The organism is Patescibacteria group bacterium, assembly GCA_040390045.1.
Lineage (GTDB): Bacteria > Patescibacteriota > Minisyncoccia > Phycocordibacterales > SIBU01 > SIBU01.
In genome coordinates this window covers 277315-303481 of the sequence record JAZJZC010000001.1, presented here as the reverse complement: position 1 = coordinate 303481, position 26167 = coordinate 277315, and the positions used below count along the sequence as shown (strand labels likewise).

25 protein-coding genes are annotated in these 26167 nt (G+C 43.1%); 11 read left to right on the top strand and 14 right to left on the bottom strand.

What is annotated here, in order from left to right:
* The first annotated feature begins 18 nt into the window (after nt 1–18).
* Together V4467_01690 and V4467_01685 are read left to right on the top strand one after the other, a co-directional pair.
* Complete coding sequence (locus tag V4467_01690) at nt 19–1401, top strand: glycosyltransferase family 39 protein (GenBank protein MES2087686.1); 1383 nt, start codon at nt 19–21, stop codon at nt 1399–1401.
* Nucleotides 1394–2953: a glycosyltransferase gene (locus V4467_01685; GenBank protein MES2087685.1), complete on the top strand. Its 1560-nt coding sequence runs from the start codon at nt 1394–1396 to the stop codon at nt 2951–2953. The genes V4467_01690 and V4467_01685 overlap by 8 nt, the downstream gene beginning before the upstream one ends.
* Nucleotides 2954–2987: 34 nt before the next feature.
* On the opposite strand, the gene V4467_01680 is transcribed toward V4467_01685, so the two are convergent.
* Nucleotides 2988–3599, bottom strand: coding sequence for a hypothetical protein (locus tag V4467_01680; GenBank protein MES2087684.1), 612 nt, complete (start codon nt 3597–3599; stop codon nt 2988–2990).
* Between the two features lie 119 nt (nt 3600–3718).
* On the opposite strand from V4467_01680, the gene V4467_01675 reads away from it, so the two are divergent.
* Together V4467_01675 and V4467_01670 are read left to right on the top strand one after the other, a co-directional pair.
* Nucleotides 3719–4822: a glycosyltransferase gene (locus tag V4467_01675; GenBank protein MES2087683.1), complete on the top strand. Its 1104-nt coding sequence runs from the start codon at nt 3719–3721 to the stop codon at nt 4820–4822.
* Nucleotides 4815–5621: a glycosyltransferase family 2 protein gene (locus V4467_01670; protein MES2087682.1), complete on the top strand. Its 807-nt coding sequence runs from the start codon at nt 4815–4817 to the stop codon at nt 5619–5621. Before V4467_01675 ends, V4467_01670 begins: the two co-directional genes overlap by 8 nt.
* Before the next feature lie 3 nt (nt 5622–5624).
* Here V4467_01670 and V4467_01665 read toward each other — a convergent pair whose 3' ends face one another.
* The 4 genes from V4467_01665 to rfbB are packed head-to-tail and all read right to left on the bottom strand — an operon-like array spanning nt 5625 to nt 9495.
* Nucleotides 5625–6854: a class I SAM-dependent methyltransferase gene (locus V4467_01665; GenBank protein MES2087681.1), complete on the bottom strand. Its 1230-nt coding sequence runs from the start codon at nt 6852–6854 to the stop codon at nt 5625–5627.
* Nucleotides 6855–6856: 2 nt separating this feature from the next.
* Complete coding sequence (locus tag V4467_01660) at nt 6857–7693, bottom strand: NAD(P)-dependent oxidoreductase (protein MES2087680.1); 837 nt, start codon at nt 7691–7693, stop codon at nt 6857–6859.
* Between the two features lies 1 nt (nt 7694).
* Nucleotides 7695–8429 (bottom strand): sugar phosphate nucleotidyltransferase, encoded by a 735-nt coding sequence (locus tag V4467_01655; GenBank protein ID MES2087679.1) that lies wholly within the window; start codon nt 8427–8429, stop codon nt 7695–7697.
* A gap of 4 nt (nt 8430–8433) precedes the next feature.
* Nucleotides 8434–9495, bottom strand: a complete 1062-nt coding sequence (rfbB, locus tag V4467_01650; GenBank protein ID MES2087678.1) for a dTDP-glucose 4,6-dehydratase — start codon at nt 9493–9495, stop codon at nt 8434–8436.
* Nucleotides 9496–9641: 146 nt separating this feature from the next.
* Here rfbB and V4467_01645 point away from each other — a divergent pair, with 146 nt between their 5' ends.
* Both V4467_01645 and V4467_01640 read left to right on the top strand, forming a co-directional pair.
* Nucleotides 9642–10295: a hypothetical protein gene (locus V4467_01645; protein MES2087677.1), complete on the top strand. Its 654-nt coding sequence runs from the start codon at nt 9642–9644 to the stop codon at nt 10293–10295.
* A gap of 65 nt (nt 10296–10360) precedes the next feature.
* A complete protein-coding gene (locus V4467_01640) occupies nt 10361–11074 on the top strand; it encodes a glycosyltransferase family 2 protein (GenBank protein ID MES2087676.1) in 714 nt (237 codons plus the stop codon).
* A gap of 282 nt (nt 11075–11356) precedes the next feature.
* Here V4467_01640 and V4467_01635 read toward each other — a convergent pair whose 3' ends face one another.
* The gene (locus tag V4467_01635) at nt 11357–11980 is read right to left on the bottom strand and encodes a hypothetical protein (GenBank protein ID MES2087675.1); all 624 of its coding nucleotides are present in this window, start codon (nt 11978–11980) and stop codon (nt 11357–11359) included.
* A gap of 185 nt (nt 11981–12165) precedes the next feature.
* A complete protein-coding gene (locus tag V4467_01630; protein MES2087674.1) occupies nt 12166–12642 on the bottom strand; it encodes a hypothetical protein in 477 nt (158 codons plus the stop codon).
* A 118-nt stretch (nt 12643–12760) separates the two neighbouring features.
* Between V4467_01630 and V4467_01625 the strand changes: the two genes are divergently transcribed.
* Together V4467_01625 and V4467_01620 are read left to right on the top strand one after the other, a co-directional pair.
* Nucleotides 12761–14230, top strand: coding sequence for a glycosyltransferase family 39 protein (locus V4467_01625; protein MES2087673.1), 1470 nt, complete (start codon nt 12761–12763; stop codon nt 14228–14230).
* Entirely contained in the window at nt 14227–15291 is a 1065-nt protein-coding gene (locus V4467_01620) for a glycosyltransferase (GenBank protein MES2087672.1), read from the top strand. The genes V4467_01625 and V4467_01620 overlap by 4 nt, the downstream gene beginning before the upstream one ends.
* Here V4467_01620 and V4467_01615 read toward each other — a convergent pair.
* From V4467_01615 to V4467_01605, 3 genes are read right to left on the bottom strand one after another with little or no spacing between them, the layout of a single operon-like run.
* Nucleotides 15288–16127, bottom strand: coding sequence for a methyltransferase, TIGR04325 family (locus V4467_01615; protein MES2087671.1), 840 nt, complete (start codon nt 16125–16127; stop codon nt 15288–15290). The genes V4467_01620 and V4467_01615 overlap by 4 nt on opposite strands.
* Complete coding sequence (locus V4467_01610) at nt 16111–17244, bottom strand: DegT/DnrJ/EryC1/StrS family aminotransferase (protein MES2087670.1); 1134 nt, start codon at nt 17242–17244, stop codon at nt 16111–16113. The genes V4467_01615 and V4467_01610 overlap by 17 nt, the downstream gene beginning before the upstream one ends.
* Nucleotides 17207–18484: a glycosyltransferase family 1 protein gene (locus V4467_01605; GenBank protein MES2087669.1), complete on the bottom strand. Its 1278-nt coding sequence runs from the start codon at nt 18482–18484 to the stop codon at nt 17207–17209. The genes V4467_01610 and V4467_01605 overlap by 38 nt, the downstream gene beginning before the upstream one ends.
* A gap of 99 nt (nt 18485–18583) precedes the next feature.
* On the opposite strand from V4467_01605, the gene V4467_01600 reads away from it, so the two are divergent.
* Nucleotides 18584–20329 (top strand): carbamoyltransferase C-terminal domain-containing protein, encoded by a 1746-nt coding sequence (locus V4467_01600; protein ID MES2087668.1) that lies wholly within the window; start codon nt 18584–18586, stop codon nt 20327–20329.
* 44 nt (nt 20330–20373) lie between these two features.
* Here the strand turns inward: V4467_01600 and V4467_01595 are convergent, their stop codons facing one another.
* The 4 genes from V4467_01595 to V4467_01580 all read right to left on the bottom strand — a co-directional run bounded on the left by V4467_01595 (nt 20374) and on the right by V4467_01580 (nt 23574).
* Complete coding sequence (locus tag V4467_01595; protein ID MES2087667.1) at nt 20374–20760, bottom strand: hypothetical protein; 387 nt, start codon at nt 20758–20760, stop codon at nt 20374–20376.
* Nucleotides 20750–22090 (bottom strand): class I SAM-dependent methyltransferase, encoded by a 1341-nt coding sequence (locus V4467_01590; protein ID MES2087666.1) that lies wholly within the window; start codon nt 22088–22090, stop codon nt 20750–20752. The genes V4467_01595 and V4467_01590 overlap by 11 nt, the downstream gene beginning before the upstream one ends.
* A 113-nt stretch (nt 22091–22203) precedes the next feature.
* Nucleotides 22204–22887: an HD domain-containing protein gene (locus tag V4467_01585; GenBank protein MES2087665.1), complete on the bottom strand. Its 684-nt coding sequence runs from the start codon at nt 22885–22887 to the stop codon at nt 22204–22206.
* Between the two features lie 135 nt (nt 22888–23022).
* Nucleotides 23023–23574 (bottom strand): hypothetical protein, encoded by a 552-nt coding sequence (locus V4467_01580; GenBank protein MES2087664.1) that lies wholly within the window; start codon nt 23572–23574, stop codon nt 23023–23025.
* A gap of 232 nt (nt 23575–23806) precedes the next feature.
* On the opposite strand from V4467_01580, the gene V4467_01575 reads away from it, so the two are divergent.
* A complete protein-coding gene (locus V4467_01575; protein MES2087663.1) occupies nt 23807–24874 on the top strand; it encodes a glycosyltransferase family 4 protein in 1068 nt (355 codons plus the stop codon).
* Nucleotides 24871–26049, top strand: a complete 1179-nt coding sequence (locus V4467_01570; protein MES2087662.1) for a glycosyltransferase family 4 protein — start codon at nt 24871–24873, stop codon at nt 26047–26049. Before V4467_01575 ends, V4467_01570 begins: the two co-directional genes overlap by 4 nt.
* Nucleotides 26050–26167 lie beyond the last annotated feature (118 nt).

The window sequence follows — 26167 nt, the reverse complement described above, 5'->3', positions numbered from 1 at the left end:
AGTGCTAGTATACCCAGTATGAATTTCAGGGCTTTTTTCCAAAAACACAAGGCTTATATGATAATTTTCAGTATTGCGGTTGCTCTTCGGTTAGGGCTTTTTTTTGTGTATTTAAATTTCAATCACGGCGACTTTATTGGAACGGTTCGCGGTGCGGATGGCTATTTCGAAATTAGTGAAAATTTAATCGCGGGTAATGGCTATTCAGAATCTGCACAAGCCCCGTTTGTGCCAAACGCTATGCGTCCACCAGCATGGATTGTCACAATGGCGTTGATCGCTAAAATTTTTCACTCGTATGTGCCGGTGTACATTTTCCAACTCATCCTTTCGAGCCTCATTCCGATTCTTGGGATGTATCTCGCAGGAAAAATTTTCCCAAGCCGGTACACGTGGCTCGTTGGTCTTTTTCTGGCGCTTGAGCCAGCAGCTATTTATTCTTCCACCATGGTGGTTTCAGAAACCAGTTTTACCTTTTTATTCTTGTTGTTTTTGGTTTTTATTTTTAGATATTTGGATTCTCAAGCTACTAAATCAATTGCGCTCGCCGGGTTTTTCCTGGGACTTTCAATTTTGATTAAGCCGACGGTGCAATTTTTGCCGATTATCATTCCGGTTTTGTTATTGTTGCATTACCGAAAACAATTGTCGCTCCGGTTTTTCAAACAGTTACTCTGTTTTGTTTTTGTTGTTGCTTTAGTTCTTCTGCCTTGGGTGCTCAGAAATAAGAAAGAGTTTGGGGTGTGGGGTTTGACTGCTCAGCCCGCGTACAATCTCTACACTGTGCTTGTGCCTACCGTGCTTTCGATCGACAAGGGGACGAGTTATGAATCTGAGCTCAGCGCAATTCCAATCGTCGATGAAGTTCCCGGTGGTCCAGCCGATCTTTCTAATTCACGTTTCTACACTGACAAGTCGGTGGCGGTTTTGATGCAACATAAAGTGGCACTTTTGAAATCTATGGGCATTAGCATGGTGACTTTTTTTACGCACGATCACATGCTCACGGTGCTTGGGTACGGAGGAATTAGTATTCCAAATGTGTTGCACAAGCCGGCGCTGGTTTTGCTTTTGACCGATCCGCTCGAATTAGCGCGGGATATTTTGATGTACGCGAGCTCTCCCGGAATTTTTGTGCTTTTGGTGCGATTATTTTGGATTGCAATTACACTATTATTTTTTGCCGGCGCCGCGCTGTATTTGTATAAGGAAAAATTTTCTCCGTTTGCCTATACGGGACTTATAATGGTAGCCTATTTTGCAGTCCTCACCTCAGCCAACGGCTTTGGCATGAACGGGCGTTTCCGGATTCCGGTGAATGTTTTTATATTTACTTTCGCGGTCTACGGGTTTGTAGTATTACGTCGTTGTTTGATTAAGAAATGGTTTCCAAATGCGTAAGCTTTCAATCATAATTCCGATCTATAACGAAGAGAAAACCTTACCCGAACTTTTGAAGCGGGTTTTCAACGTCCGTATTCCAGATTGGGAAATCGAAGTGGTGGCGGTGGATGATGCGTCAACGGACAAGACTTCAGACATTCTCACCGCCAACGCCTCGGAACTAAAAATTTTTCGTCACGCGCAAAACAAAGGCAAAGGAACTTCTGTTCAGGATGGGTTGGCGCTTGCTACTGGAGATTTTTTAATCATTCAAGATGCCGATCTCGAGTACAATCCAGCGGAAATTCCAGAGCTTTTAAAATTTGCGACGGATGACAACACAATTGTTTACGGTTCGCGCAATTTGCACAACGTGAAGCGTCGTGGGTTTTATGTGCAACGTTTGGGAACTTGGGTGACGACTAAATTGATAAATGTACTTTACGGAGCCGGATTTACCGACGTTTGGACCTGCTACAAAATTTTCCCCGCTCGAGCCAAGCAATTTTATTCTGGTAAAAGATTTGAAGGGGACATTGCGTTTATTGTGCAAACGCTTCGCGCTGGTTTCCGCGTACTTGAAGTTCCAATCTCTCACGCTCCGAGAAGTGTTGGGGAAGGGAAGAAGATTCGCTATCGCGACGGCATCGAAGCGATACTTTTAATTATTAAAGATCGTTTGGGACATTTAAAAAAAGAAGCTGCTAAACAGGCGAAGGACACACTCAGGTTGATTGTTGATCCGGTTGATCATCAGCCGTTAAAAAAAGAAGGTAATTTTTTGGTTGCTCAAAACGGTAAAAAATATCCGGTAGATAATTCTGGTCGGCCATTTTTAATCTCAGAAACTTCTCGTGAGCAATTTAAAGAAGAGCATGAAAGTGGCATCAACTGGCTGAAATCTTTTTTCAAACAGTGGCCGCTTTTGTATTATGCGATCTGGCATTTTTTCTGCCCGGTGTTGATGTTGGTCAATGGCCCGAGGAAAATTAGAAAATATTTGCCCGAGAATACTCTGACTCTCGACGTCGGGTCTGGTCCTGAAAGAATCGGTAAGGAATTTATCAACATCGATATTTTTCCATTTCCTGAAGTTGATATTGTGGCTGATGCTTCTGCGCTACCTTTTGCTGACAATTCTATTCCCGCGCTTGTGTCGGAATCTGTGCTCGAACACGTGGCAGATCCAAACGTCGTAGCTTCGGAAATGATTCGTATTTTAAAACCCGGAGGCTACTTGTATATAAGCGCGCCGTTTATTCACCCGTATCATGCCTCGCCAGATGATTTTAATCGTTGGACGACAAGTGGTCTCAGGCACTTATTTAAAGAAATGGAAATTGTTGAAACAGGAGTTCGTTCCGGTCCTTTTAGCGCGCTCCTTATGTTTAAAGCTTATTGGTTCGGTGTCATTTTATCTTTTGGTTCTAAAAAAGCCGCGCCATTTATTACACACTTCTTAATGCTTTTCATGGGCCCGTTTAAATTTTTTGATTTTCTGTTTTTTTGGATGCCCGGAGCGGATGCTGTGGCGTGTCATTTATACGTTATTGCCAAGAAAAAAATATAGAAAAAACTGAACTGCGAGAGTTCAGTTTGGATAATTATGCCTTTGGCACCCAATGTTGCATGTCGGCCATTTTCTCGCCACGCACGTGATAGAGTATCTGCCTTGCAACATGAGCGAAGAGCCACCTCCACGGTCCCCGCTGAATCCAGGCTGGGTGATCCGGTTGATATTCTGAGTCGAAAGGAACACAGGTAATCGTGATTTTCGAGTTCGGGAAAAGTTTCCCGTACCGCTCACTAACGAACCGAGAATGGCCAATTCCCGTGACGATGCCGATGTGTCTTGTCGGTAATCCATGTTCGGAGACGCATTTGAGGATTTGCCGAGATTCCTGCATCGAATTATTCATGTCACCGGCTCGGTAGTATCGAACACGAAAGGTTTCGAAAATTCGATGCCGCAGTTGCCACTCGCTAAATGCTGCGCCTCGAAATAAGTATTCACAGCAACTAATGATAATTGGCGCTTGCTGCGCTCTCGCCATCTCCGCAGTAAGACGGGTGATTCGTTCGGTGGCAACTGTAAGATTTGTGCGGGTCATGCCATAGGAAATTCCTATGAAGAAGTCAATTGGCGGAGCCTCTGGAGGCAACGCGTTTTCGACTCCCCACTTGCTTACGAGGTACTGCAATAAGGTGTCAAACACAAACTCCCTTTCGCTTTCAGGTTGGCTGGATCGCAAACCTTTTTTACTGAAAAAACAATAACACGAATGATATACTTTAGCAAGTAAGTCGCGACGAGGTTTCTAAGTTACAATGAAGTATGCGGATTTTAATTGTTACCCAAAAAATTGATGAGCGAGACGCGGTGCTCGGGTTTATGCATGGTTGGATTGCGGAGTTTTCTAAACAGGCAGAAAGCGTGGTGGCGATTTGTCTTGAAAAAGGCGAAGTTAATTTGCCGAACAATGTAAAGGTTTTTTCTTTGGGAAAAGAAAAGCTAAAAATTACAAACTACAAACTAAAAACTTTTTCTCGACTTCTGTATTCGTGGCGCTTTGTACGATATATCGTACAAAATAGAAATGAATACGACGCAGTGTTCGTCCACATGAATCCAGAATACATTGTTCTCGGAGGAATTTTTTGGAAACTTTTTGGTAAAACTGTGACGCTTTGGTACGCCCATAAAAGCACGCCCTGGCATTTGAAAGTGGCTTTGTTTTTTACGGATATTGTTTTTACATCGACTACGAGCGGGTTCAGATTAAAAAGCAAAAAAGTAAAGGTGATCGGACAGGGAATCGACACGGGGAAATTTAACACGGAACACAGACCACAGAACACAAACCAAAAGGAACTTCGGATTGTAACAGTAGGAAGAATCACACCATCGAAAGATTACGATACGTTGATTGAGGCGATTGAAAAGGTCCGTCAAGAAATTTCTACGCCAATTACGGTTGACATCATAGGACCGAGATTAACCTTTTTGGACGAGGCATATTTAGCTCGTCTAAAGGAAAAAGTTGCTAAAAAGGATTTGTCGGGCGTCATCAATTTTAAGGGTGCAGTTGCTAATGTGGACCTTCCATATAAGCTTTCCGAGTATGATCTTTTCGTTAACATGGGACATACCGGCAGCCTCGATAAAGTCGTCCCGGAGGCTATGGCTGTGGGATTGCCCATTTTGACCTGTAATGAGGCATTTAAGGACGTTTTAGGGCCATTTGTAGGCGATTTAATGTATCCAAAGGCTGATTTTAAGGCTTTATCTGACAAAATCCTGGGTATAGCCAAAATGAGTTCGGAAGAGCGATTTTCTCTTGGTCTGAAATTGCGGGCGATTGTTGAGAGAGATCACAGTTTAAAATCGTTTGTTTCTAAAATAATTTCCAACATTGAGTCATTTAAAAAGCATGAATAAAACCGGAAACAAAATTCAGTGTAGTGTAGGAATTCTCACCTTTAATTCCGGAGAAAGTTTACAGAAGGCGCTTGATTCGGTTGCCAATTTTTCTGAAATAATTATTTGTGACGGCGGCTCAACCGATGAAACACTGTCTTTAGCTCGAGCCTACGGCGTGAAGGTGCTCATTCAAGCATCAGAGTTTAAGGATGCGAATAATAAAATTATAGATTTTTCTGGTGTCCGCAATCAAATGCTTGAGGCGGCCAGTCACTCGTGGTTTTTTTTCTTGGACTCTGATGAGCTGATGACGCCGAAATTGGAAACTGAAATCAATACTATTATTTCGACGGGGCATCCATCAGCCGCGTTTTGGGTTCCACGAAAATATGTTTTACAGGGAGAGGTTGTTGATTGCGCCGCCACGTACCCAACTCAACAAATGCGATTTTTTCACAAAGGCGCGGTTACTCATTTCATTAAATCAATTCACGAACGCATTGAGGTAAAATCCGGCTCGCCGGTTCTGAAGTTAGAAAATTACATGCTTGTGCCAATGAATCCTGACCCGATGTTCCATCGACAAAAATGGAATCACTATATTGAACTCGAGGCCACTCGTCGCGGACAAATTTCTTTGTGGGGTTGGCTTCTCGTGTGTTTAGAAAATGCAAAAATTTCAGCGCTCTACTTTTTTCGATATATTCGAAATTTAATTTTTTGTCGAGGGACTCGGTTGCCCTGGCGACTTGAGTGGGAGAGGCACGTCTATCATCTCAATATCTGCCGGCGTTTTTGGAGTTTGCCGAGAAAATAAAATTCAAACAACTTTTACTTCTGGTACAGGAATAATAAATTTCACGCCAGATTTTCTGAGCGCCGTTTCTTTTTTGAGAATTTCATCTGCGTAGTTCCACGCAAGTAAGAGAATATAATCTGGTTTGGCGCTCGTAAGATTTTCCGGAGCGATGATAGGAATTCGCGTGCCGGGCGCGTACAAGCCTTGTTTGGATGCCGTCGTGTCGGTAATAAAATCTAAGGTGTTTTGATCAAGTTTAAGAAAATTTAAAAGGGTGTTGCCCTTAGCTGGCGCGCCGTAGCCGAGAATTTTTTTGTCCTCCTGTTTTAATTTTTTTAGAAGTGCCAAAAGTTTTATTTTATTTTTCGCCACTTTTTGGGAAAATTTTTGGTACGTCGCGAATTTTTCAAGGCCAAGCTTCTTTTCTTTTTTCATGAAGGCTGAAACGCGAGCATTTGGAGTTCCAACTTTTCCCAAAGTGACGCGCAGGGATTCGCCGTGAATTGGAACTAGAACAACATCAAGCACTTTCAAGCCAAATTTTTTGGCAAGATGATTGACGGCGTGGAGTGAAAAGTAACAAAGATGTTCATGATAAATCTGATCAAACCCGCCCTTTCCAAGGAGGTTGCCAACCCAGTGAGCCTCGAAAATAAATTTTCCGTCTGCGTCGAGAAGGGTTTCGATTCCCGCAAAAACACTGTGCAAGTCATCAATATGAGCGAGCACATTGTTGGCCAGAATAATTTTGGCGTGGCCGTGAGAATCGATAATTTTTCTTGCGGTTTCTTCGTTAAAAAAAGCACTGAGTGTTGGAACGCCTTTTGCTCCGGCAATTGTAACCATCGTTTCTGCAGGATCAACGCCAAGAATTCGTGCTCGATTTTTAAAATGTTCTAACAAACTCCCATCGTTGCTACCGATTTCAACCACTAAATCATTTTTGGAAGCAATGTGTTTTTCCAGAATTTCTTGTGCCAATTTTTTAAAATGTATGAGCAGTGGCGAGCTGGCGCTTGTTTGGTACAGATAATCTTTAAAAAGAATTTCGGGATCAACAACATCAATCAGTTGCAGGAGAGTGCAGTCTTGGCAAAAATAAATGGCTAAAGGGAAGTTATCCTGCTTTTTTCGCAGTTGGCTTTTAGTAAGAAAAGCGTTGGCCGGAGGCATCGCGCCGAGGTCGAGGACTCTGGTTAGTTTACTCCCACCACAAATTCGGCAGATTTTTTTTGTAATAACGTGAGCCATGGTTACAGAGGACTCCACTCACTTTTTAAATATTCTTCGAGAGCTTCTTGCCATGGGCGTAAGAGGCTTACTCGAGAGGTCGCAGATTCATTGGTGACACGTTTGGCGGGAAGATTGAAATAGTCTCCTGTGACTCCGATCACTTTGACGGATGGTTTTAAGACTTTCACGATAATTTTGGCCACATCGAATCTGGAACAGTTGCCAGCATTTGTCAGGTGAAAAATTCCTGTAGCATCTTTTAAAATCAATTTTTTCAAAGCTTCAACAATATCTTTGCCGAAGGTGGGGGATCCGTGCACATCATTTAGCGCTTTTATTTCTTTGGTCTCAGGATTTTTTAGCTGTGCTACAATTTTGGAAATAAATTTTTTATCAAGCGTTGGTCCGCCGCCAAACATCCAACAGCCACGAGCGATAATGTAATCTTTCAGCAGGCTTTGAATAATCAATTCTCCTGCGAATTTTGAATGGCCGTAATAATTTTTTGGATTTGGCACGTCCTTCTCAGTGTAGGGAGTTTTTTTGGTTCCATCAAAAACACCAGTTGAAGAAATGTACACTAATTTAGCTTTTACTTCGCGCGCGGCCAGCGCGATGTTGTACGTGCCGATAGTGTTTATGTGATAGGCGAGTGTGGGATTTTTTTCCGCAACGTCGAGATCGGTGAGTGCGGCGAGATGCAAAATTACTTTTGGTTGGTGTTTCCGTACCGCGCTCATCACCGCTTCAAGATTGGTAACGTCAAGTGTGTCTCGATCAGTTTTAATTCCAAAATCGATGTATGAACCAACCATGCCGTTACTTCCGGTGATTAAAATTTTCGGTAGCGTTTTCATGCTATTTCTTTTTCGAGGCGATTACAGTGCTGGCTTCAAGTAGGGAATCAAATGTTCCGGCGTCGAGCCAGTAACCTTTTACAATCGCAAAATTAAGCTCACCGTGTTCGAGATACATATTGTTGGCGTCAGTAATTTCCAGTTCTCCACGAGCCGAAGGTTTAATTTTTTTAATGTTGGAAAAAATATTGGCATCATAAATATAGAAACCGGTCTGGGCGAAATCAGATTTTGGGTTTTTAGGTTTTTCTTCGATGGTCAAAAGTTTTTTGCCGGTTGTATCAAATACCGCTACGCCGAATCGGTGCGGGTCAGCCACTTTTTTGAGGAAAACCATGGCGCCACTTTTAAAGTTGGTGATTTCTTTAGAAAAATTATTTTCAAAAATATTATCACCCAAAATCACAGCCACACTTGCGCCGTCAGCAAAATCCTCTGCGCACATAAGGGCATCGGAAATACCACCGTTGTTTTTATCTTGAATGGCGTAGGAAAGTTTAACGCCGAACTCTTTTCCTGAGCCGAGAAAATTCATAAAGTGTCCGGCATGTTCGCGCCCACAAACAATCATCACTTCTTCTATGTCAGAGTTTTTTAAAGTTTCAATCCCATAGAGAATCATCGGCTTGTCGTAGATTGGCAAGAGGTGCTTGTTGGTAATTTTAGTCAGCGGATAGAGTCTTGTTCCCAAACCTCCTGCCAAAATTACGCCCTTGATGTTTGTGTTGTTTGTCATTTTTTTATTTTTTATTTCCAATTGCATGTTTCTTCCACAAATCAATGTGCGGATTGAAAACTCCAGTTTTCTTTTGAATTTTTTTAATCCACGGTAAATGATTCTTGTACCAATCAACTGTTTCTTTAAATGCCCGCTCGAAAGAGTAGGTCGGCTTCCAACCAAGTTCCTTTTCAATTTTTGCCGAGTCGATGGCGTAGCGTCTGTCATGTCCTGGCCGATCGGGTACAAATTCAAACACGTCAGTAGTCTTGCCAAATTGTTTAGCGATCATTGTGGCAATTTCTACATTAGATAACTCATTATCAGCACCGATGTTATAGACTTCACCTGCCACACCATTAAGCAGTGCAAGCTCAAGCGCGCGGCAATGATCGAGTACATAAATCCAATCGCGGACATTTTTGCCATCGCCGTAGAGTGGTAATTTTTTACCCTCGAGCATTCGTACGGTGAAAAAAGGAATTAATTTTTCTGGATATTGATACGGGCCATAGTTGTTGGAGCAGTGGGTGACGACAACCGGCACATGCCAGGTGGTGTGATAGGCATTGCATAAAAGATCGCCTCCGGCTTTAGTCGCAGCGTAGGGAACGTTGGGATCAAAGGCAGTGGTTTCGGTAAATTTATTTTTTGAGTCGAGCTCGAGCGTACCGTAGACTTCGTCTGTCGAAACCTGGAGATATTTTGTTACATTTTTATTTTCCTTTACAGCTTCCAAAATATTGAACACTCCTTGAATGTTGGTTTTGATAAATTCGAGTGCACCGACGTGAATGCTTCGATCGACGTGAGTTTCCGCAGCGAAGTTGATGATGTAGTCGGGAGAATATTTTTTGAAAATGGCTTTGATGGTTTTTTCAGAAGCCACGTCGCCTTTGATAAAAGTGTAGCGTTTGTCTTTCGAAATGTCGGCGAGGTTGTCGAGATTTCCGGAATAGGTGAGCTTGTCTAAATTGATGAGCCGAACGGTCGGGTAGTTGCTCAGAATGTGGTGGATGAAATTTGAGCCGATGAAGCCCGCACCACCACAGATGAGAAGAGTTTTTTTGTTAAATGTTGCCATAAAGTAATTTCATCCGAACGCGTTAATTGCAGCAGAATGGCTGCAAAAAGCATTGTAGCACCGGCTGAAAATTATTACGACCCCTTGTGTTTTTCTAAAAATGTGTTAGAAATCGGAGAGAAAAAGCAGTGAAAGGTACTTCAAATATGTCAGAACAAACAAGAGTTCAGGCAGCGCCGGTTGTTCCTACCGGCTTTGCGATTGAGGATACGGATTGCCATAAGTGGTTTTCACATATGGCGCGGGTTGATCTCAAGTATTTTGGACCGCAACTTGATGTACAGAAAAAATTCAAACTTCCCGCGCGGCTTCCATGGAAGGAGGTTTTGGTCATCTACGATCCGGGGCTTACTGTTTGGGAAACCCTAGAAAAGGCGAGATACTTTCCCGGGGTCAATATTCGAGTTTCCGATGAAGCTCAAGAACATATCGGAGAGAACGATAGACCTAACGGGTCGAAACTTTACATTGTGCAACGGGATCTATGTCCAACTGCGGGAACAATGGGATTACCCGCCAAGTATGCCTTACACTGGCTTGCTGGTCGGCAGACCGTGCCGCTTCCTCTCAGCGCATATGTTATTGGCTGCTGCTTTTTGAATTGGGTAACGGCCGAGGTTTTTGATCAAGAAACTACAACGGTGTTTCCAAAAAATTTGTTGCCAGTGAGTGGCCCGGTGGTTCACGCCTTGTATGAAAATCATTTGGGCCTTGCGGTGAACATCAAATTGGGTGACGCTGCCGATGACAACCCTCGCGTCGGCTTCCGCGAGGCGATCGTTCTTGAACCTGTCGTTTGAAATATTTTTGTTTAGCGCGCAACCTAGTTGTGCGCTATTTTTTTATGTACTAAAATTACAGTCTTATGTGGAAAAATAAAAAAGTTTCAGTGGTTTTTTCCACGTTCAAAGAAAAAGCTTCAATTCGACAATCAATCGAAGATTATTTTGCGACTGGGTTTGTCGATGAAGTTGTTGTCATCAATAACAATGCTGAGGCTGGAACGGATGAAGAAGTGAAAAAAACTCGAGCCCGACTTATTCACGAAACTAAACAAGGGTATGGATATGGCTACCAGCGCGGGATTACTGAAGCCACAGGGGATTACATTTTTTTATCAGAACCCGACGGGACTTACCTCGCATCTGACCTCGAACGATTTTTAGTGTACGCCCAAGATTTTCCGGTGGTGGTTGGAACACGCACCAACCAGAGCGCCATTTTACACGGCGCTTCGATGGGTTTTCTCAGGAAAATGGCTGACGTGTTTGAAGCGAAAATTATCGAAGTACTTTTCGGTACCAATTCTCTGACGGATGTCGGATGTACCTGTAAATTATTTCACAAAGAAGTTTTACGTGAGCTCGCTCCACATTGGAAAACTACCAACGCGCTTTTCGCCACCGAACTTTTACTTCTCGTGGTTTCCAGAAAAATTAAATTCATTGAAATTCCAATTACGTTTGGCGAGCGCGTAGGGGAATCGACACTGACTGGTCATTGGTATGACCTTGTGAAATGGGGAGCGAGAATTTTGTGGTTTATTTTTTCGACGTGGATGAAGTGGTTTTTCGGTTAGAACTTTTGCAGTCAGCGCCCTTCTTCGTTGCTTCACGATTTTGCTCCTGCCACGTATATGAATACGTTTTAGTCGCAAAATCACTTGCGCCTCGAACTGCATCTGACTGCAAAAATTCTATTTTGAAATAAAAAATAAATTTAGTTTTTTATCTCGCATTTCTCTATGTAACCATTCGCTCGAAAGGTTACATGTGGTAAAGAAGTTATGCAAAACTTTTAAGAAAAAAACGCCGAACCAAATCTTGGATCGGCGCTTGCGATATGGTGCGAAGACGAATTTTCAAATCCAATTCTTGAGCCAGAAAAGAATTCGGCAGAGCAGTTCTCGCTTTCGGAACTTGCTGACAGTTTGAATTCCAAGCAGGCCGCTGGGAATCAGATATGGATGCATGTAGGCTCCGAGATCTGCAGGCATCTCAGCCATGAGAGGGGTCAACCCCAGTTTCCGGTAGACCGCTGCGGCTCGTCCCCAATGTATCGGAAACGCAACCACAATGATCCTCGTCCAACCATTTTGCTTGCAGATTTCCGCTTGGGCTCGTGCAATGGCGTGAGTGTTCCATTGCATGTTCGAGGCACCGGTTGCAGATCCGCCGTCCGTGGTGTTGTGTTTCTTGGCGACGGTTGCCATGAAGCAGCGAGTGTCCCGTAATCCACCAATGACGGTGTAATAGGGAAGTGTGGGATCGGCCAACGCCACATCCTCTTGTGGCATAATTGGAAGATGAGGAAATTGGTAGTGCAGAAGCCGGGTGACATTTGCCATGATTCGATTTCCTGGCCCAGCACTTCCGTTCCTCATTCTCCCGTGAGCTTGCGTTACGATCGCGTGGGCAGTGGCAAGTTCTTGATGGGTTGCGGTCGGTACATCCCAGCTGAAAAGTGCATACCAAAGACTAGCCATACTGGCCTTTCTCAGTTGAATTTTTCGAAGTGACTCGCGCCACGATAACACGAAAATTATTGTTTTGTCAAATTTTAAGTTATAACCTTTCGCTCGAAAGGTTACATAGAGAAAGAGAGGTTTTAACAAATTAAATAGTATAGAAAATAGGCAGACAATCCGATTGGATCATCTGCCTAGGAAATTTACTCGAAGGCGAGAACTTGGCGGTTACCGCGAGGGTTTAATTCTAACCCGACCCCAGGAAGGTCACGAGGCGAGTGGATGTGAACCTCAATTGCGTATGGAACTCCAACACAAAGGTGGAATCTTACTTTTTTTTCGATGTACCACATCGGCTCGCTGGCCGGCACGTCTGCAAAAAAGCGAATATTTTCTGTGGAAGCATCTCTCAAGGATATTTCCATTGAGTTTGTGAGTTGTGTCGCAAATCGGTATAGGTTCCTGCCCTGTGCGCCGCTATCCTTGTTTAGAATAGCAACAACGCCTCCAAATCGTTCATCGGCGGGTGCGAGGGGTTTGGAAACCCAATAGAACCCGCAAACGGCTGAGATGACTAAAGCGCATAAAACTAAGGCGACCCAGAGTGGACAGATGCCGAGAAAGTCGTCGTCCAGTTTTTCAATGATCCGAACCCAGAGGTTTTTTTTGTACCTTTTCATTTTTATTTTTAGTTTTCTATTCTGTTGCCAAACTATCACATGAAAAAAATGAAGTCAAAACAATCTTATTAACCAATACGTTATTGCAGGAGTAGTTTTTTTTGACTATGATGGTGCAATGTTAGAAGAACAAATTCCGCGAAAAACAGTTCGACAATTTTTTTCAGAACATGTTTCAATTATTGTTTTTTTAGCAACAATTATTTTTGTCATAATTTTTTCTGTTTCAACGCTTGTGACTAAGCCTCGGCTCTGGATTGATGAAGCGATTAGTATCAGTATCGCGAGAAGTTTCCTTACTCATGGCGTGCTCAGTCCTCAAATTTCTCCGAATACTTTTTTTGAACCGCCGGCGTTTATTCAGTCGACTGGTTACCCGGTTACCATTTCTCTGGCCGGATTTTTCAAAATCTTTGGTTACGGTATCTATCAAGCGCGGACGTTTATGGTGCTTTGGATTTTAATTCTACTATCGGCAGTTTTTTTTCTGGCCAAGAAGTTATTTTCAAAAGAGCAGGCGTGGGGAAGTTTATTGCTCATCGCCAGCTTTGCGTCATTTTATGGAAGTGGACGAACTGTAGTTGGAGAAATTCCTGGATTTGCATTTCTTTTGGCTGGTTTTTACTTTTTACTTGAAAAACAAAAATATTTTGTGGCGGGACTTTTGTGGGGACTCGCCGTGGTGGCCAAGCCTTCAGTCTTTGGACTGATCATTCCAGCAATTGTGGTAACGTTTCTTTTTGAATGGAGAGGGTTTTTTAGAAAAATCTTGATGCTTGGCCTCGGCATGATCCCCGCCGGACTTCTCTGGATTTTGATTTTAATTCCAAAACCTTTCACCTCTGAAACTTGGATTGGACTGAGCAATTTTTATAAAAATCCCTTCAGTTCTTCCATCTCGGAAAACGTGGCAAACAACCTCGCGGGATTTTTCCATTCTTCAACTCTCATTTATTTCGGCCTATTTTTTCTGCTTATTGTCGGCGCAAGAATTATTTTGAAAGAAGAAAAATTAAAACCACTTTTTACCTTTACGCTTATATATTCGGTTTTGGCTTTTATCTACTACCTGCGGTCGCCTGGTTGGTTGCGCTACATTTTAATTGCCGAACTTTTAATTCTTTTTATTCTACCGAAAGCTATCGCGCTCGCGGTTTCGTACTTCAAAGAAAAATTTCAGAAAATTTCGATTAGTGAAAAACTTATTACAAGTTCAATATTAGGTATTTTAATTGTATTTCAATTTGTTCAAATGTTTACGGTTGCTCAAGTTTTTTTCGGCGATGATGATTTAAAGATGGCGCAGTACATCGAAGAGAAATTTCCTGGAGAAACTATTGGTTTGCTTAATGCCTTGGAGCTTTCCGTGCTACTTGATCCGTCGTATTCGTATCTCACGTTTTATAACGCAGGCTTACCGATTGTTGGCGAAAATCCTGTTCTTATGAAAGTTCCACCGGAGGTGATTGTGACTGATCCAAATAATCAGTTTGCTAAAGCCGGAGAAAAAGTTTTACGTGAGCAGTACGTGGAAATTCCAGCCGTTCACGGGTATAGTGTCTATACACGCACTAAAGTTACAAAATGAATCCTCAAAAAACTATTTGTTATTTCGGAATGTATAATCCCACCGCTCCTCGCGATCGGGTGTATTTGGAGGGCCTAAAAAAACTTGGATACACGGTCATTGAATGTGTTGATAATTCTCGCGGGATTAAAAAATTTTTTCAATTAGCCAAAAAACATCAGGCGCTTAAAGGTCAGTACGATATTTTATGGGTTGGATATTTGAGTACCATGCTACTACCCTTGGCTTGGTTTTTGTCCAAGAAGAAAATTGTTTTTAATGCGCTCGATTCTTGGTATGACCGGTCAGTGCTTGATAGGGAAATCTACCCGCAGTCTTCTGTAAAAGCCTGGATAATCAAAATTGCTGATATTTTTGCTTTTTATTTTTCTGATGTGATCTTGGTTGAGAGTGAACAGCAGAAACTTTTTATTGCTCAGAATTTTTTCGTGAGTCCGAGCAAACTCGAAGTGGTTTTTACCGGAGTTGATGAAGCTGTTTTTTATCCTGATCCTACCGTGAAGAAAAATCCTCAGTTTACGGTAGTTTTTCGCGGCATGTTTTTACCAGCGACCGGAGTTTTGGTTGTCATAGAAGCGGCTAGGGTTTTGAAAAGTGCGAGGGTGAAATTTGTGATCATTGGATGGGGGGAGCCGATCCAGACGAGTGTTAAGAATTTGATGGTGGAATATGATTTGTCGAACGTCACCCTCATTACTCATTTTCTTTCAACGGAGGAGTTGCGCAAAACGATGCTTGCGGCAGAGGTAATGCTCGGACAATTTAGCAATCACGAACGCCTCGATCGAACCATTCAGAATAAAAATTTTGAAGCGCTGGCCCTTGGCCTGCCATTTATTACCCGCGATTCAAAAAGTAACCGCGAACTTTTGACGGATAGAGTAAACGCGCTTTTTGTACCGGCTGAAAATCCCGAAGCGCTCGCTGAAAAAATAATGGAGTTACAGAAAAATTCTGTGCTCAGAGCCCAGATTTCTTTAGGCGCTCAAGAGTTATACAAGACTCGATGCGCGAGCGCGGTCCTAACCGAACAGGTAAAAAATATTTTAGAAAAAGCTTAGAGGTTCGGTTTATTTTTAAGTTTAAACAGGAAACCTTTATATCGTCCTGTTGCTCTCGAAAGGGCCAGTGGATCTCCGAGAGAAGGCCACTCCTCGATGTGCTCATACGAATCGTTGAGAAATGAAATTAATTTTTCACGGCTTAAAAACCACGTTGGGAAACAAGCGTCGTAAATTCTTTTGGAAATAGTTTGCAGGGTAATTCGATCTGGTTCGAAATCAAGAATAGTTGTTCGGTCAAAGATTAAGTAGGGGAGACCTAATTTTTTTATTTTTTCTAAAATTTCGTACGGACGTTCTAGGTATTGGATCGAACTGGAGAACAGAGCAACATTCGGTTTCAGCTGTGTGGCACATTCTTCTATGGTTTCAAAAAATGACAGTGAGGGATTGGCGACTGATTTTTTTCCGAATTCCACGAAATGTTTTTGCTCTACAACACCCCAAGAAAGACTCGGGAGATTTTTTAAAAAGCTTAGGTTTTGAAAATAGGTTGAACCGAGAGAGCCTCCAAAATCAAGTACGGAAAGTCGTCCCTTTTCTTCCGCCGCAGCAAAGAGGAGTGCAGAGAGGAGTGGCCAAAAGTATTGAACTGAATCAAAAACCACAGAATCTCGCTCGTATTTCTTTTCTCCTGAAAGCACCCGTAGTCTGGCTTTTTTTACTTTTTCAAAAACTGCACCATCGTCATAGCCGCTTGATTGTTTGTACGCAGTTTCCCAATTGGCAAAGTCGCCGGTGTATTCATATTGGCTCCGAGCGAAAATTTTTTTAGCCAGCAGTACCGCGGCTGGTGGAGTAATTGCTAAAAAAATTTTCTTAATTTTGTTTCTCATAAATTTCTTTAATAGCCTGTATGACAGCTTCAATTTGCTCGTCGGTAATGGCGAGCCCTGAAGGCAGGTAGAGTCCGTGATCACCAGCGTACTTGGCGTTGGGAAACTTTTCGTTTTTCAGTAAGTCCTTGAGAACCGGCTGATCTTCTGGAGCATAAAAGAAATCTCGGGTATCAATATTTTTTTCGAGCAATTTACTTCGCAATTCGTTTCTGTTCATGCCAAAAGTTTTTTCATCAACGAGTACCGCGTACATCCAGTAGACGTTTTTTACGTCAGGCTTAGTGATCGGTAAACGTAAACCAGCGATTTTTGATAATCCATTATTATATCTCTGCGCCATCTGTTCTTTTTTTTCTAGGTAGACAGAAAGATTTTCCAACTCTCCGCAACCAACCGCCGCTTGAAGATTTCCCATGCGGTAGTTGTAACCAATTTCATCGTGAATGAATCTCTTGGCTTTTGAAAAATTATAGGATTTTAGTTGTCTCGCTTTTTCTGCCCAGTCGGTGTTGTTTGTGATGACCATGCCACCTTCACCCGTACTGATAATTTTATTAGCATAAAAACTAAAACAACCAAAATCTCCCATGGCGCCACATAATTTCCCCTTGTACTCTCCTCCGTGAGCTTCCGCAGCGTCTTCTATTACAAAGAGTTTGTGTTTCTTGGCAATCGCTAGAATCGGATCCATATCGCAGGAGTGACCATAAATGTGTACGGGAATAATAGCTCGGGTTTTTGGAGTAATTTTGGCTTCGATTTTGCCCGGATCAATATTAAAAGTTTCAAGTTCGCAGTCTACAAAAACTGGAGTAGCTCCGGTGTACATGACGGCAAACCACGGCGCAGCCATAGTAAACGCTGGCACGATTACTTCGTCGCCTTTTCCTATGTTAAGCGCAAGGAGTGCAATGTGGAGCGCTGCGCCGCCGTTTGTTACCGTGACTGCATGTTTGGTTCCAAAATATTTTGCAAAGTCTGTTTCAAATTTTCCTACAAACGGGCCGCCAGAAGAAAGCCAACCAGAAGAGAGCGCTTCCGCCACGTTTTTTTTTGCTTCATCAGAAATGATAGATTCATTTACTGGAATGGTGTTTTTGTTGTTCGAATTCATTGATGACGTTCTCAATTGTACTGTTAAAATCTTTTCTCGTCCAAGCTGCCAAGCGTAGCTTGCCGTTTTCAATAAGTGTCGCTCTCAGTTGCGGATTCTGCCAAAATTCTTTTATTTTTAGAGCGATGTCTTCTGGTTTGTACGGGTCAACGTACAGAGCGCTATCTCCTCCTTGTTCTCTACAACCGCGCGCAGTCGAATAAATTATAGGACACTCCATGGCCCAAGCCTCAACAATCGGTACGTAGGTCCAACCGACATAGACCGGCATGATAAGTCCGGTGGCGAGGCGATACAGCGGCGAAATGTCTTCAATTGGGACGAAGCCTAGAAATAGGACTTGTCTTTCCAATCCACTTTCTTTAACGAGGTTGACCACTCGATCATATTCTCCCCAGAGCTCTTTTTTCGATCCAACAAGAACGATAGGAACAGTAACGCCTTGGTCGCGGAGAATTTTTGCCGCAAGCACTAAGTTTTTGTGATTTTTATGTGGCCAAAATTGCGCGGGGTAAAACAGAAATTTTTCCGGTAAATTATATTTTTTGCGAATTTCTACAAGTTCGGATTGCGAAATTTCCGTTCGAATATACGGAGGCGGCAGGGGACGCAGGATGACAATTTTTTTCGGGTCAATGTTGTAGACGCGTGCTAAATCTTCTTTTCCTACTTCGGAATCAACGTAAATTCTGAAAGTGTTTTTGTCGATGCGGCTGTAGGTATATTCTCGTTTAGTCCACTGACCTTTTTCAGACATTTCAGGAAATTGCGGATAGAGGCGGTGGTGAATGTCGTGAATAATAACGACTGATGGAATGTTGGTATAAATCGAAAGTTCAGACGTACCATGGAACAACAAAAGGTCGAGTCCATAGCCGTCAAAAATTTTCGCTCGAGCTCGAGCTTTAAATCTGGCTAGAAAATTTTCCAGTCGGTAGAGATGAAAAAACCTTAAAATATCCAAAAAAAACAAAACCACTTTTCTTTTTAGGTTTTGCTTTTTTTGAGCAGTGCTTGTGGGAGAAGGGTTTTCCTCGGTTTTGTTTTTCGGACGTTTAATGAGATCAATAATTTTAAAATTTGGCAGATTTTTAAAATCATCAAAGGGAAAATCGAGCGAAGTGTTAAAGATAATAAATTCGTGATTTTGTATGTCACGGAGGGCTTCGAGGTGGTTGAGCGCTACTTGGTAGGCGCCACCTTCTTGTTTTACACTTTCGAAATAGAACCCGATATGCATAAGTCACAACAATTTAGCATAAGTGGAGGAATATAAAAAGTTGAAATTTTGCTGGGGAACACATCCTGTGATACGATTTCTTGGATTAAGAATTTTAAAATGAGTAAGAAAAAATACACTATTTTGGGACTCCATTTTGGACACGGCGCGGGTGCGGCGATTATTGTTGACGGTCAGATTGTAGCCGATGTTTCCGAGGAGCGTTTTAATCACGTTAAGCATTCAAGTGATTTGCCGTTCGCCTCAATTAAATTTTGTTTAAAAATGGCAGGTATTTCTGCGCGAGAAATCGATGAGATCGCGGTCGCGGGATTGGCGGTTGGCGATCAGCTCGAATGTATTTTTGGTTTGAAAGTAGCTATTCCCGAAAAACCGGCAGAAAATCTGAAAGAAAAAATCTACCTCTCCGGCAAGCGAATCGTCCGCAGTTTATTTTTCGGCAATCGTCCGAGTACCGGCCTACGAACACCTCTGTACTGCCGAGATTTTTTTCTTGAAAAACTTCCCAAGGTTACGTTTGTTGAACATCACTTAGCCCATGCCGCTGGCGCCTACTTTACCGCAAATGATAATCGGAAAATGGTTATCGCCACCATGGACGGATCAGGTGACGGTAAATCATCGTGCATTTGGAGAGGGGAGAATGGTAAAATTTATCCGCTCGTTAAATATGATTTTAAAAGTTCACTTGGTTGGTTTTACAGCAATGTCACTGAGGCTATCGGCTGGTGGCATGGAGATGGCGAGGGAAAAACTATGGGGCTTGCGCCGTACGGTGACCTCTCAAAAGTTCGCGGAGTGTTAGATGGTTTTTATCCTGAATTTAAAAATGGAGAATTGGTGAAGCCGTACAACTTTCCGGAAACTAAAGAATTTAAATTGCTCGGTTCGATTCACTGGCATTCTGATGAGGCCCTCCGCATTGCCGAAATTGTAAAAAAGTATGGCAAGGAAGATGTTTCCGCTGAAGCCCAGAGGGTGCTTGAAGAGCAAGCGATGGAATTTGTTTTGCCGTGGCTTAGCAAAGAGGACACCAAAATTTTGGCGACATCTGGTGGAATTTTCCTCAACGTTAAGCTCAATCAAAGAATTTGGCAGTCGGGAAAAGTAGAAACTCATCATCCATATCCAAATCCAGGAGACGCGGGGTTGCCACTCGGAGCGGCGCTTTTTGTGGCAAGTGAGGGAGGACATTTGAAAAATCCTGTGGCGGATCATTTGTACTGGGGGCCTGAATATTCAAATGACGAGATTGAGAAAATTTTAAAGGAACGCCGATTGCAGTATCGCAAATCAAACGACGTTTGTTCCGAGGTGGCTCACATGCTTTCTGAAGACAAAATCATCGCCTGGTTTCAAGGACGAATGGAATCTGGTCCGCGCGCTTTGGGCAATCGTTCGATTTTAATGAGTCCGAAGAAAGCTGAGAATAAAGACATCATCAATGCGCGAGTAAAGTTTCGCGAAGCGTTCCGACCATTTTGTCCATCAATGGCAGACGAGGTCAAAGAAAAATATTTGGTGAAGCCTCGCGCAGAGAAATTTATGGTGACGTCATTCGATTGCAAGCCTGAAAGAAAACATGAATTGCCCGCGGTGGTCCATGTTGACGGCACTTTGCGTCCTCAGACTGTCACCCAGAAAGATAATCCACGATATTGGAAATTGATAACTGAGTTTGGAAAAATTACAGGCACACCGGTTCTTCTCAACACGTCGATGAATATCATGGGAGAGCCGATTGCCTGTTCGCCGAGAGAAGCCATCCGCTGTTTTTTCGATTCAGGAATTGACGCACTTGCCCTTGGAGATTTTATTATTGAAAAACCGGCGCCACTTAAATAAAAAAAGCCCCCCGATTCGCTTTGCGAATCGGGGGGCTTTTTAAATTAATCAATGAGTTTCTCTTTCCCTGTGAGTCTGACAACATCAGTTTCAAATTCATCACCCTGTCTTGGTCCCAACGTGCAACTTATCATTACTCCATTTTCAAGCGCTTTGTAGGCGTGATGGTCGGGGAATTCGTGAGTGATGAGATCGCCGGCAGAAACGGTAGCTTCTTCCACTTTGCCATCGTAGCCTTTTCTTGAACGGCAGAGAAATTTGCCTTCCAAAATATAATCATACTGCATCGTCTTGTTGTGGAAGTGATTGCCTCGCACGCTTTCTTTTTTAAAGGTGATGTAGGTAATAGCATCAATCAGTGTGTGGGTTGTAATGTCGTGAATAATCCCACGTTCGTCCTCAAAATTATTTTTTAGATGTTTAATTATCATTCTTTTTGTACTCGTTAGCTCCTACGATTTTCGGGAAGGGAATTGGGATAATAAATTTTCCACCCTTGTCGCTGAAGGTTTTTAGGTTATCAATAATTTCTTTGGAAAAATTCCAGGCAAGGAGAAGCGCATAATCAACATTTTCTTTGAGCAGTTCTTCATCAGATACAACCGGAATGTGTCCACCACCATGGCCTCCCGGAGCAAAACGGCCAATTTTGAGGCGCGCTTTTTCGGAGATAAGTGTGATGTGGCGATTGGAAATTCCAATGTAATTAAGAAGCGTCATGCCTTTGGCGGGAGCGGAAACTGCGGCGACTTTTTTACCTTGGTGTAAAAGTTTTTCAATCATGGTCATTAAGTCGTCGCGATTTTTTCGGACGCGTTTGGCAAAATCGAGCATGGTTTCTTTTTCGTGAAGTTTGGTTTCTTTTTCGATCGTAACAAATTTTTGGACGCTGGCATCAATCGGGTGTACGCCTTTTCTGCCGACAAATACTCGGAACGAGCCGCCGTGAATGTCGGTTTCTTCAACTGAGAAAACTTCAAGACCGAATTTATTAAAAAATGGAATCAAGGGTTTTACCGAAAGATACGAGAGATGTTCGTGGTAGATCGTGTCGTATTCAAGAGAGTCGACGAGGTGTTTGAAATAGGGAGATTCAAAAATAAAAACCCCATCTTTTTTTAGGAGAAATTTTACCGCGCGCATTACGTCGTCCAAATCGTGAATATGAGCGAAGACGTTGGCGCCAACTACAACTGAAACCGGACCAACTAATTTTTTCACTTTCTTAGCGCTTTTTGTGCCGAAAAAATCGCAGAGAGTTTGGATGCCGTGTTCTTTGTTGGCAATTTCTACAATGTTTGGCGCTGGATCAACACCGATAGTTTTCATACCAAGCGTTTTAAAAGATTTCAAAAGAGTTCCGACGTTACTGCCAATGTCGACAACCACGTCGCCTTTCTTCAGGTTTAATTTCGAAATTACCGATTGGGCAAATCCATTCCAGTGCGCCTGACCAGTTTTGGTCATGGATTGTTCGTAAGGGTAATCAAATTGATACAGAACTTTTGGATTAACAATGTGGCTCAATTGGGAAAGTCCGCAATTCTCACACATGAGGACGCGAAGCGGGTAAAAAATTTCCGGAATATCAAGTTCATGCGCGGCGCGAAATTGGTCGGCATGTGGTGTAAATCCCAAATCAAGATAAGGGAATAGGTCAGTGCTTTTACACATTCTGCAGACAGTAGCAACCTCGTAGAGATCTTTCAGGGCTTCCGCTTGAAGATCTATATTTTTCGGGCTTTTTTTGTGAGATTTCATAGTACGATAGTGCCAAATTTTGGCATATTTCCAAGGGTTTTGCAATGTTTCAATCATAATATAACCAAAGAAAAACCGCCTTGGTTACAAGGGCGGTTGTGAAAGGTTTCGCGTTAGTTGGTGATAAGCTCTTCCGGAAATTCCGGCGATAGCATGTTCGCGGCCTCCAGTTGTCTGGCGAAGGTGTTGATGAAAAGTCGGATGAACTTTGCGCGCTCCTGTGCCATCTCCAGAGCTTTAGGCAGTCGGAACCAGCCATCTAGATCGACCCATTCAAGGACACCTAACAAATCACGAATCACCGTTTTCGGGTTCCGGTAATTGGCTGATGGATCGTCGGTCCGAACAAAACGCGGATCAAACGTCGGCAGATGGCAAACAAATTGTGCCGCGCGCATAATCACGTCAGCTTCGAGGCACACCACTTTGTCGGCGTCCATGAGGCAGATTTGCACATCGCTGTCGTCCGGATGATTGCGGCCACTGTGCCGTTCAACCGCGAGCTTTATGATGTGGCGGTATTCGGCGCAGAGGCTGGTCGCATCAAAATACCGGATAAGGTTACTGCCGATTTCGTTTGCTGGGAACAGATGATCGACGTTGTGAATTAACCCAGCAACCCAGGCCAGCTCATCAATCAGGGAGTCATAGTCGCTAATTTTGAGGCACATGTTTGCCACGCGTAATGCGTGATAGAAGTCATGTCCTTTGCCGATCGCTCCTTTTGCGATGTGATCCGCCCTAACCATTTCCACCAATGTCCCATATCGGGATAGTAGGATATTCTGAGGTTTCATTTTTTCTAAGACCGAATTTCGTTTTCTAACTAGACGGCACATTAACATGTATTTTGGATTGAGTCAATAGTGTGCGGGAAGGTAGAGAAAAAAGAAAAACCGTTCCGATGTTGATCGGAACGGTCGCGTTTTTTGTTAGGTGACGATGAGTTTTTTGGGGAACTTCGGCCGGAGCAGACCTTCTTCCACAAGCTGTCGGGTCAGTTCATTGACATAAGCCCTAAGCGCCTTGTACCTCCGCCGAGCGATGGGTTTCGATTTCGGCAGGCGGATCCAACCATCTTCCCACCACGCGAGAACGTGGTTGAGATTTTGGAGGATCGTGCCCGGCTCTTTGAACGTTGCTGAAGGATCGCGTCGCATGAGAAATCGCGGATTGAAAAGCGGTGTAGTCGGGCGAAACCGGGCGGAGCGCATGGCGACCGTGAGTCCCATGTTCACGATCATGTCCGCATCCTTCAGGACTCGAAGGACAATGCCGTCGGTCGAGTAATTGAAGTCTCCATGCTTGAGCACAGCGTCGAGAATAATTGCTCTCTCGGGTTTGCAAAGGGGCGTCAGGTCCAGATAGCGATTGATGTACCACTGGACGACGTTTTTACCGAAAATGTGGTCAATGTTGTGGAGCATCGCCGCTACCCACGCCAATTCAGCAATTTTTCTGTTCGGCGCAATTGTGAGACACATATTGGCTGCCGCATAGCAGTGATAGAAGCAGTGTCCCTGCGCTTCCATGCCAGCCTTTATGTGTTCCTCGCGAACCACGCGCACCAACGCTGCATACTTCTGCAGAAGTCTTTTTTTCATGTTGTTCCTTTTCTACGATTCTTTTGGCAAAGTAGCATTTTTGTTACAGACATTCAAGTTATTTCCCAATGTACAGTTTGTGCTATCATTTGGGTTCAATTTCAAACAATCTATGACTGCCAACACTAACGTACTCTATCTTTTCGCAGGCGAACGGCGGAAACTTTTGGCCGATTGGGAAAAGGGAGCTATGCCTGATAGTCATTTGATAGGGTTTAATCATTTGAAAGATTTCGGAGTGGACGCGCGGTATATTGAAAACCGTTTTCTTAATTACATTCGGAAGAAAAATTTTAATCTAACCAATCTTTTTTTGTTGCCAGCGCTTTTTCGATACGATGTTGTCTTTTCCGGCGCGTCGCTTTTTTTGCCGCTTGTTGCGAAGGTTATTTTGCGGATGAAACGACCGAAGTTCGTTTGGTACAATACTTTTTTTACGAATACTTTAAAAAGAAATTCAGACAACAAGTTCAAGCTTTGGCTTTTGCGAAAAACCATTGCCTCGCTCGATGCGATTGTTTGTCCTTCGACCGCTCAGCGGGATTTTTTAATTGCCGAGGGGTTTGACGCCACTAAAATATTTTTTGTGCCGAACGGTATTGATATTGAATTCATGTCACGAAAAATTGAACCTTCTCGAAACACAAAACCTTTCATTTTGAGCGTTGGGAAAGACAACGGACGAGATTATCAAACGCTCGCCGAGGCAGTGAAAGATTTGCCAATTGAAGTGAGAGTTGCCGCCTTGCCGAGAAATCTCAGTGGTGTGAAAAATATTCCACCGAACTTGAAAGTTTTGGGTTTTGTAGCTTTTCCTAAACTTGTAGAGTTGTATAGGGAAGCGCTTTTTGTGGTTATTCCAACTAAAAGTGAGAAGCATCTAGACGCCTCTGATTGTTCGGGACAATACGTGTTACTCGACGCCATGTCGCTCGGAAAAGCTATTGTTGCAAGCGAGCGGGAAACACTTGCTGATTATTTCAGCGATCAAGGAGAAGGCTTGATTGTCCCAGCGGAAAATCCCGGAGCGTTACGAAAAGCTATTGAAAGATTGTTGGCTGATCAAGCGTTCGCGGTTCGACTCGGCGAACGAGCAAAAACCAGATCAGAAAGGTATACTACAAAAAAGTTAGCGGAAAATTTAGCAGGAATTTTTAGACAGGTTGTAGATAAAAAATGATGGGAACCAAAATTACAGTTTTGTGCAACACCAGATTTCCCAGTACTGCCGCACATAGCAGTTATTTGGCGAGGTTTTGTGAATCGCTCTCCGCGCAAGGACTTGAGGTGGAACTTGTTGTGCCGAAGCGTTTCAAAGAAATTAAAATTGACCCGATGCAGTATTACTCCGTACAGACGCCCTTTCGAGTCCGGAAAATTTGGAGTTTTGATTTTTTAATTTTTGGTAACGTGTTGGGCAGATTGGCATTTGTTTTTCAATATCTACATTTTTATAAGTTGGTTCTACTATTTTTTCTTTTTGGATCGCGCAAACGCATTATTTACACGATGGACAATTTGGGCTGCCTTTTGACGTTTCTCGGGTACCGCGTGATTTTTGAAACGCATGTCGGTATTGGTGCATACCGCAGACGAATGCTCCCGTTATTAAAAAGAGCGGAGAAGGTGATTACCGTAAATTCCATTATCAAAAATGATTTTGTGAAGGCGGGATTTAACCCTGAGAAAATTTTGGTAGCGCCGAACGGAGTTGATCTCGGAATTTTTTCAGGAGGGGAATCAAAAGCGCAGTTGCGCGAGATTTTAAAATTACCGGCGGACGCTAAAATTGTGGCCTATGTCGGGAAATATAAAACTATGGGAATGGATAAGGGTGTCGATTCTTTAGTGGCTGCTTTTAGATTAGTTCAGGTGCAGAGAACTGACGCGCACCTTCTTATTGTTGGCTTGAGTGATGATGAAAAAGATGAGCTTGGCAAAATACTTTCACGAGAAAAAATTCCAATGGAAGCGTTTACGTTGATCGAGCATGTTTCGCATGTGGACGTGGCAAAGTTTATGCGAGCTTCGGATGTGCTCGTGATGAATTATCCAAACACAGAATATTACCGAAATTTTATGTCGCCGATGAAAATGTTTGAATACATGGCGGCGCGCCGACCGATTGTCACTTCAGATTTGCCGGCAGTGCGAGAAATTTTAGAAGAGAGCACTGCGGTTTTTGTAGCGCCGGATAGCATGGAAAGTTTACAAGAGGGGATTGAAAAAGTTTTGAATGACGAGGGTTTTGGTGCGCGCATTGCCGAACAGGCTTTTCAAAAAGTTTTAGATTTAACCTGGGATAAAAGAGCTAAGAGGATTATCGATTTTGTGTCGGTTAATGCTCCCTTTTAAAAGGGAGCGCGACATTCTAATGAGGGAGGGATTTAAAATCCTCCGGCCTCGAAGACTCAGCCACCTCCTTTAAGAAGGAGGAACAGAAGGAGTCATTGACACAGTAACAAATCTGTGT

Bases quoted from the DNA above. Each gene is read 5' to 3' on its own strand.
- V4467_01690 (MES2087686.1), top strand. From the start codon at position 19: ATGAATTTCAGGGCTTTTTTCCAAAAACACAAGGCTTATATGATAATT.
- V4467_01685 (MES2087685.1), top strand. From the start codon at position 1,394: ATGCGTAAGCTTTCAATCATAATTCCGATCTATAACGAAGAGAAAACC.
- V4467_01675 (MES2087683.1), top strand. From the start codon at position 3,719: ATGCGGATTTTAATTGTTACCCAAAAAATTGATGAGCGAGACGCGGTG.
- V4467_01670 (MES2087682.1), top strand. From the start codon at position 4,815: ATGAATAAAACCGGAAACAAAATTCAGTGTAGTGTAGGAATTCTCACC.
- V4467_01665 (MES2087681.1), bottom strand. From the start codon at position 6,854: ATGGCTCACGTTATTACAAAAAAAATCTGCCGAATTTGTGGTGGGAGT.
- V4467_01660 (MES2087680.1), bottom strand. From the start codon at position 7,693: ATGAAAACGCTACCGAAAATTTTAATCACCGGAAGTAACGGCATGGTT.
- V4467_01655 (MES2087679.1), bottom strand. From the start codon at position 8,429: ATGACAAACAACACAAACATCAAGGGCGTAATTTTGGCAGGAGGTTTG.
- rfbB (MES2087678.1), bottom strand. From the start codon at position 9,495: ATGGCAACATTTAACAAAAAAACTCTTCTCATCTGTGGTGGTGCGGGC.
- V4467_01645 (MES2087677.1), top strand. From the start codon at position 9,642: ATGTCAGAACAAACAAGAGTTCAGGCAGCGCCGGTTGTTCCTACCGGC.
- V4467_01640 (MES2087676.1), top strand. From the start codon at position 10,361: ATGTGGAAAAATAAAAAAGTTTCAGTGGTTTTTTCCACGTTCAAAGAA.
- V4467_01635 (MES2087675.1), bottom strand. From the start codon at position 11,980: ATGGCTAGTCTTTGGTATGCACTTTTCAGCTGGGATGTACCGACCGCA.
- V4467_01630 (MES2087674.1), bottom strand. From the start codon at position 12,642: ATGAAAAGGTACAAAAAAAACCTCTGGGTTCGGATCATTGAAAAACTG.
- V4467_01625 (MES2087673.1), top strand. From the start codon at position 12,761: ATGTTAGAAGAACAAATTCCGCGAAAAACAGTTCGACAATTTTTTTCA.
- V4467_01620 (MES2087672.1), top strand. From the start codon at position 14,227: ATGAATCCTCAAAAAACTATTTGTTATTTCGGAATGTATAATCCCACC.
- V4467_01615 (MES2087671.1), bottom strand. From the start codon at position 16,127: ATGAGAAACAAAATTAAGAAAATTTTTTTAGCAATTACTCCACCAGCC.
- V4467_01610 (MES2087670.1), bottom strand. From the start codon at position 17,244: ATGAATTCGAACAACAAAAACACCATTCCAGTAAATGAATCTATCATT.
- V4467_01605 (MES2087669.1), bottom strand. From the start codon at position 18,484: ATGCATATCGGGTTCTATTTCGAAAGTGTAAAACAAGAAGGTGGCGCC.
- V4467_01600 (MES2087668.1), top strand. From the start codon at position 18,584: ATGAGTAAGAAAAAATACACTATTTTGGGACTCCATTTTGGACACGGC.
- V4467_01595 (MES2087667.1), bottom strand. From the start codon at position 20,760: ATGATAATTAAACATCTAAAAAATAATTTTGAGGACGAACGTGGGATT.
- V4467_01590 (MES2087666.1), bottom strand. From the start codon at position 22,090: ATGAAATCTCACAAAAAAAGCCCGAAAAATATAGATCTTCAAGCGGAA.
- V4467_01585 (MES2087665.1), bottom strand. From the start codon at position 22,887: ATGAAACCTCAGAATATCCTACTATCCCGATATGGGACATTGGTGGAA.
- V4467_01580 (MES2087664.1), bottom strand. From the start codon at position 23,574: ATGTGTCTCACAATTGCGCCGAACAGAAAAATTGCTGAATTGGCGTGG.
- V4467_01575 (MES2087663.1), top strand. From the start codon at position 23,807: ATGACTGCCAACACTAACGTACTCTATCTTTTCGCAGGCGAACGGCGG.
- V4467_01570 (MES2087662.1), top strand. From the start codon at position 24,871: ATGATGGGAACCAAAATTACAGTTTTGTGCAACACCAGATTTCCCAGT.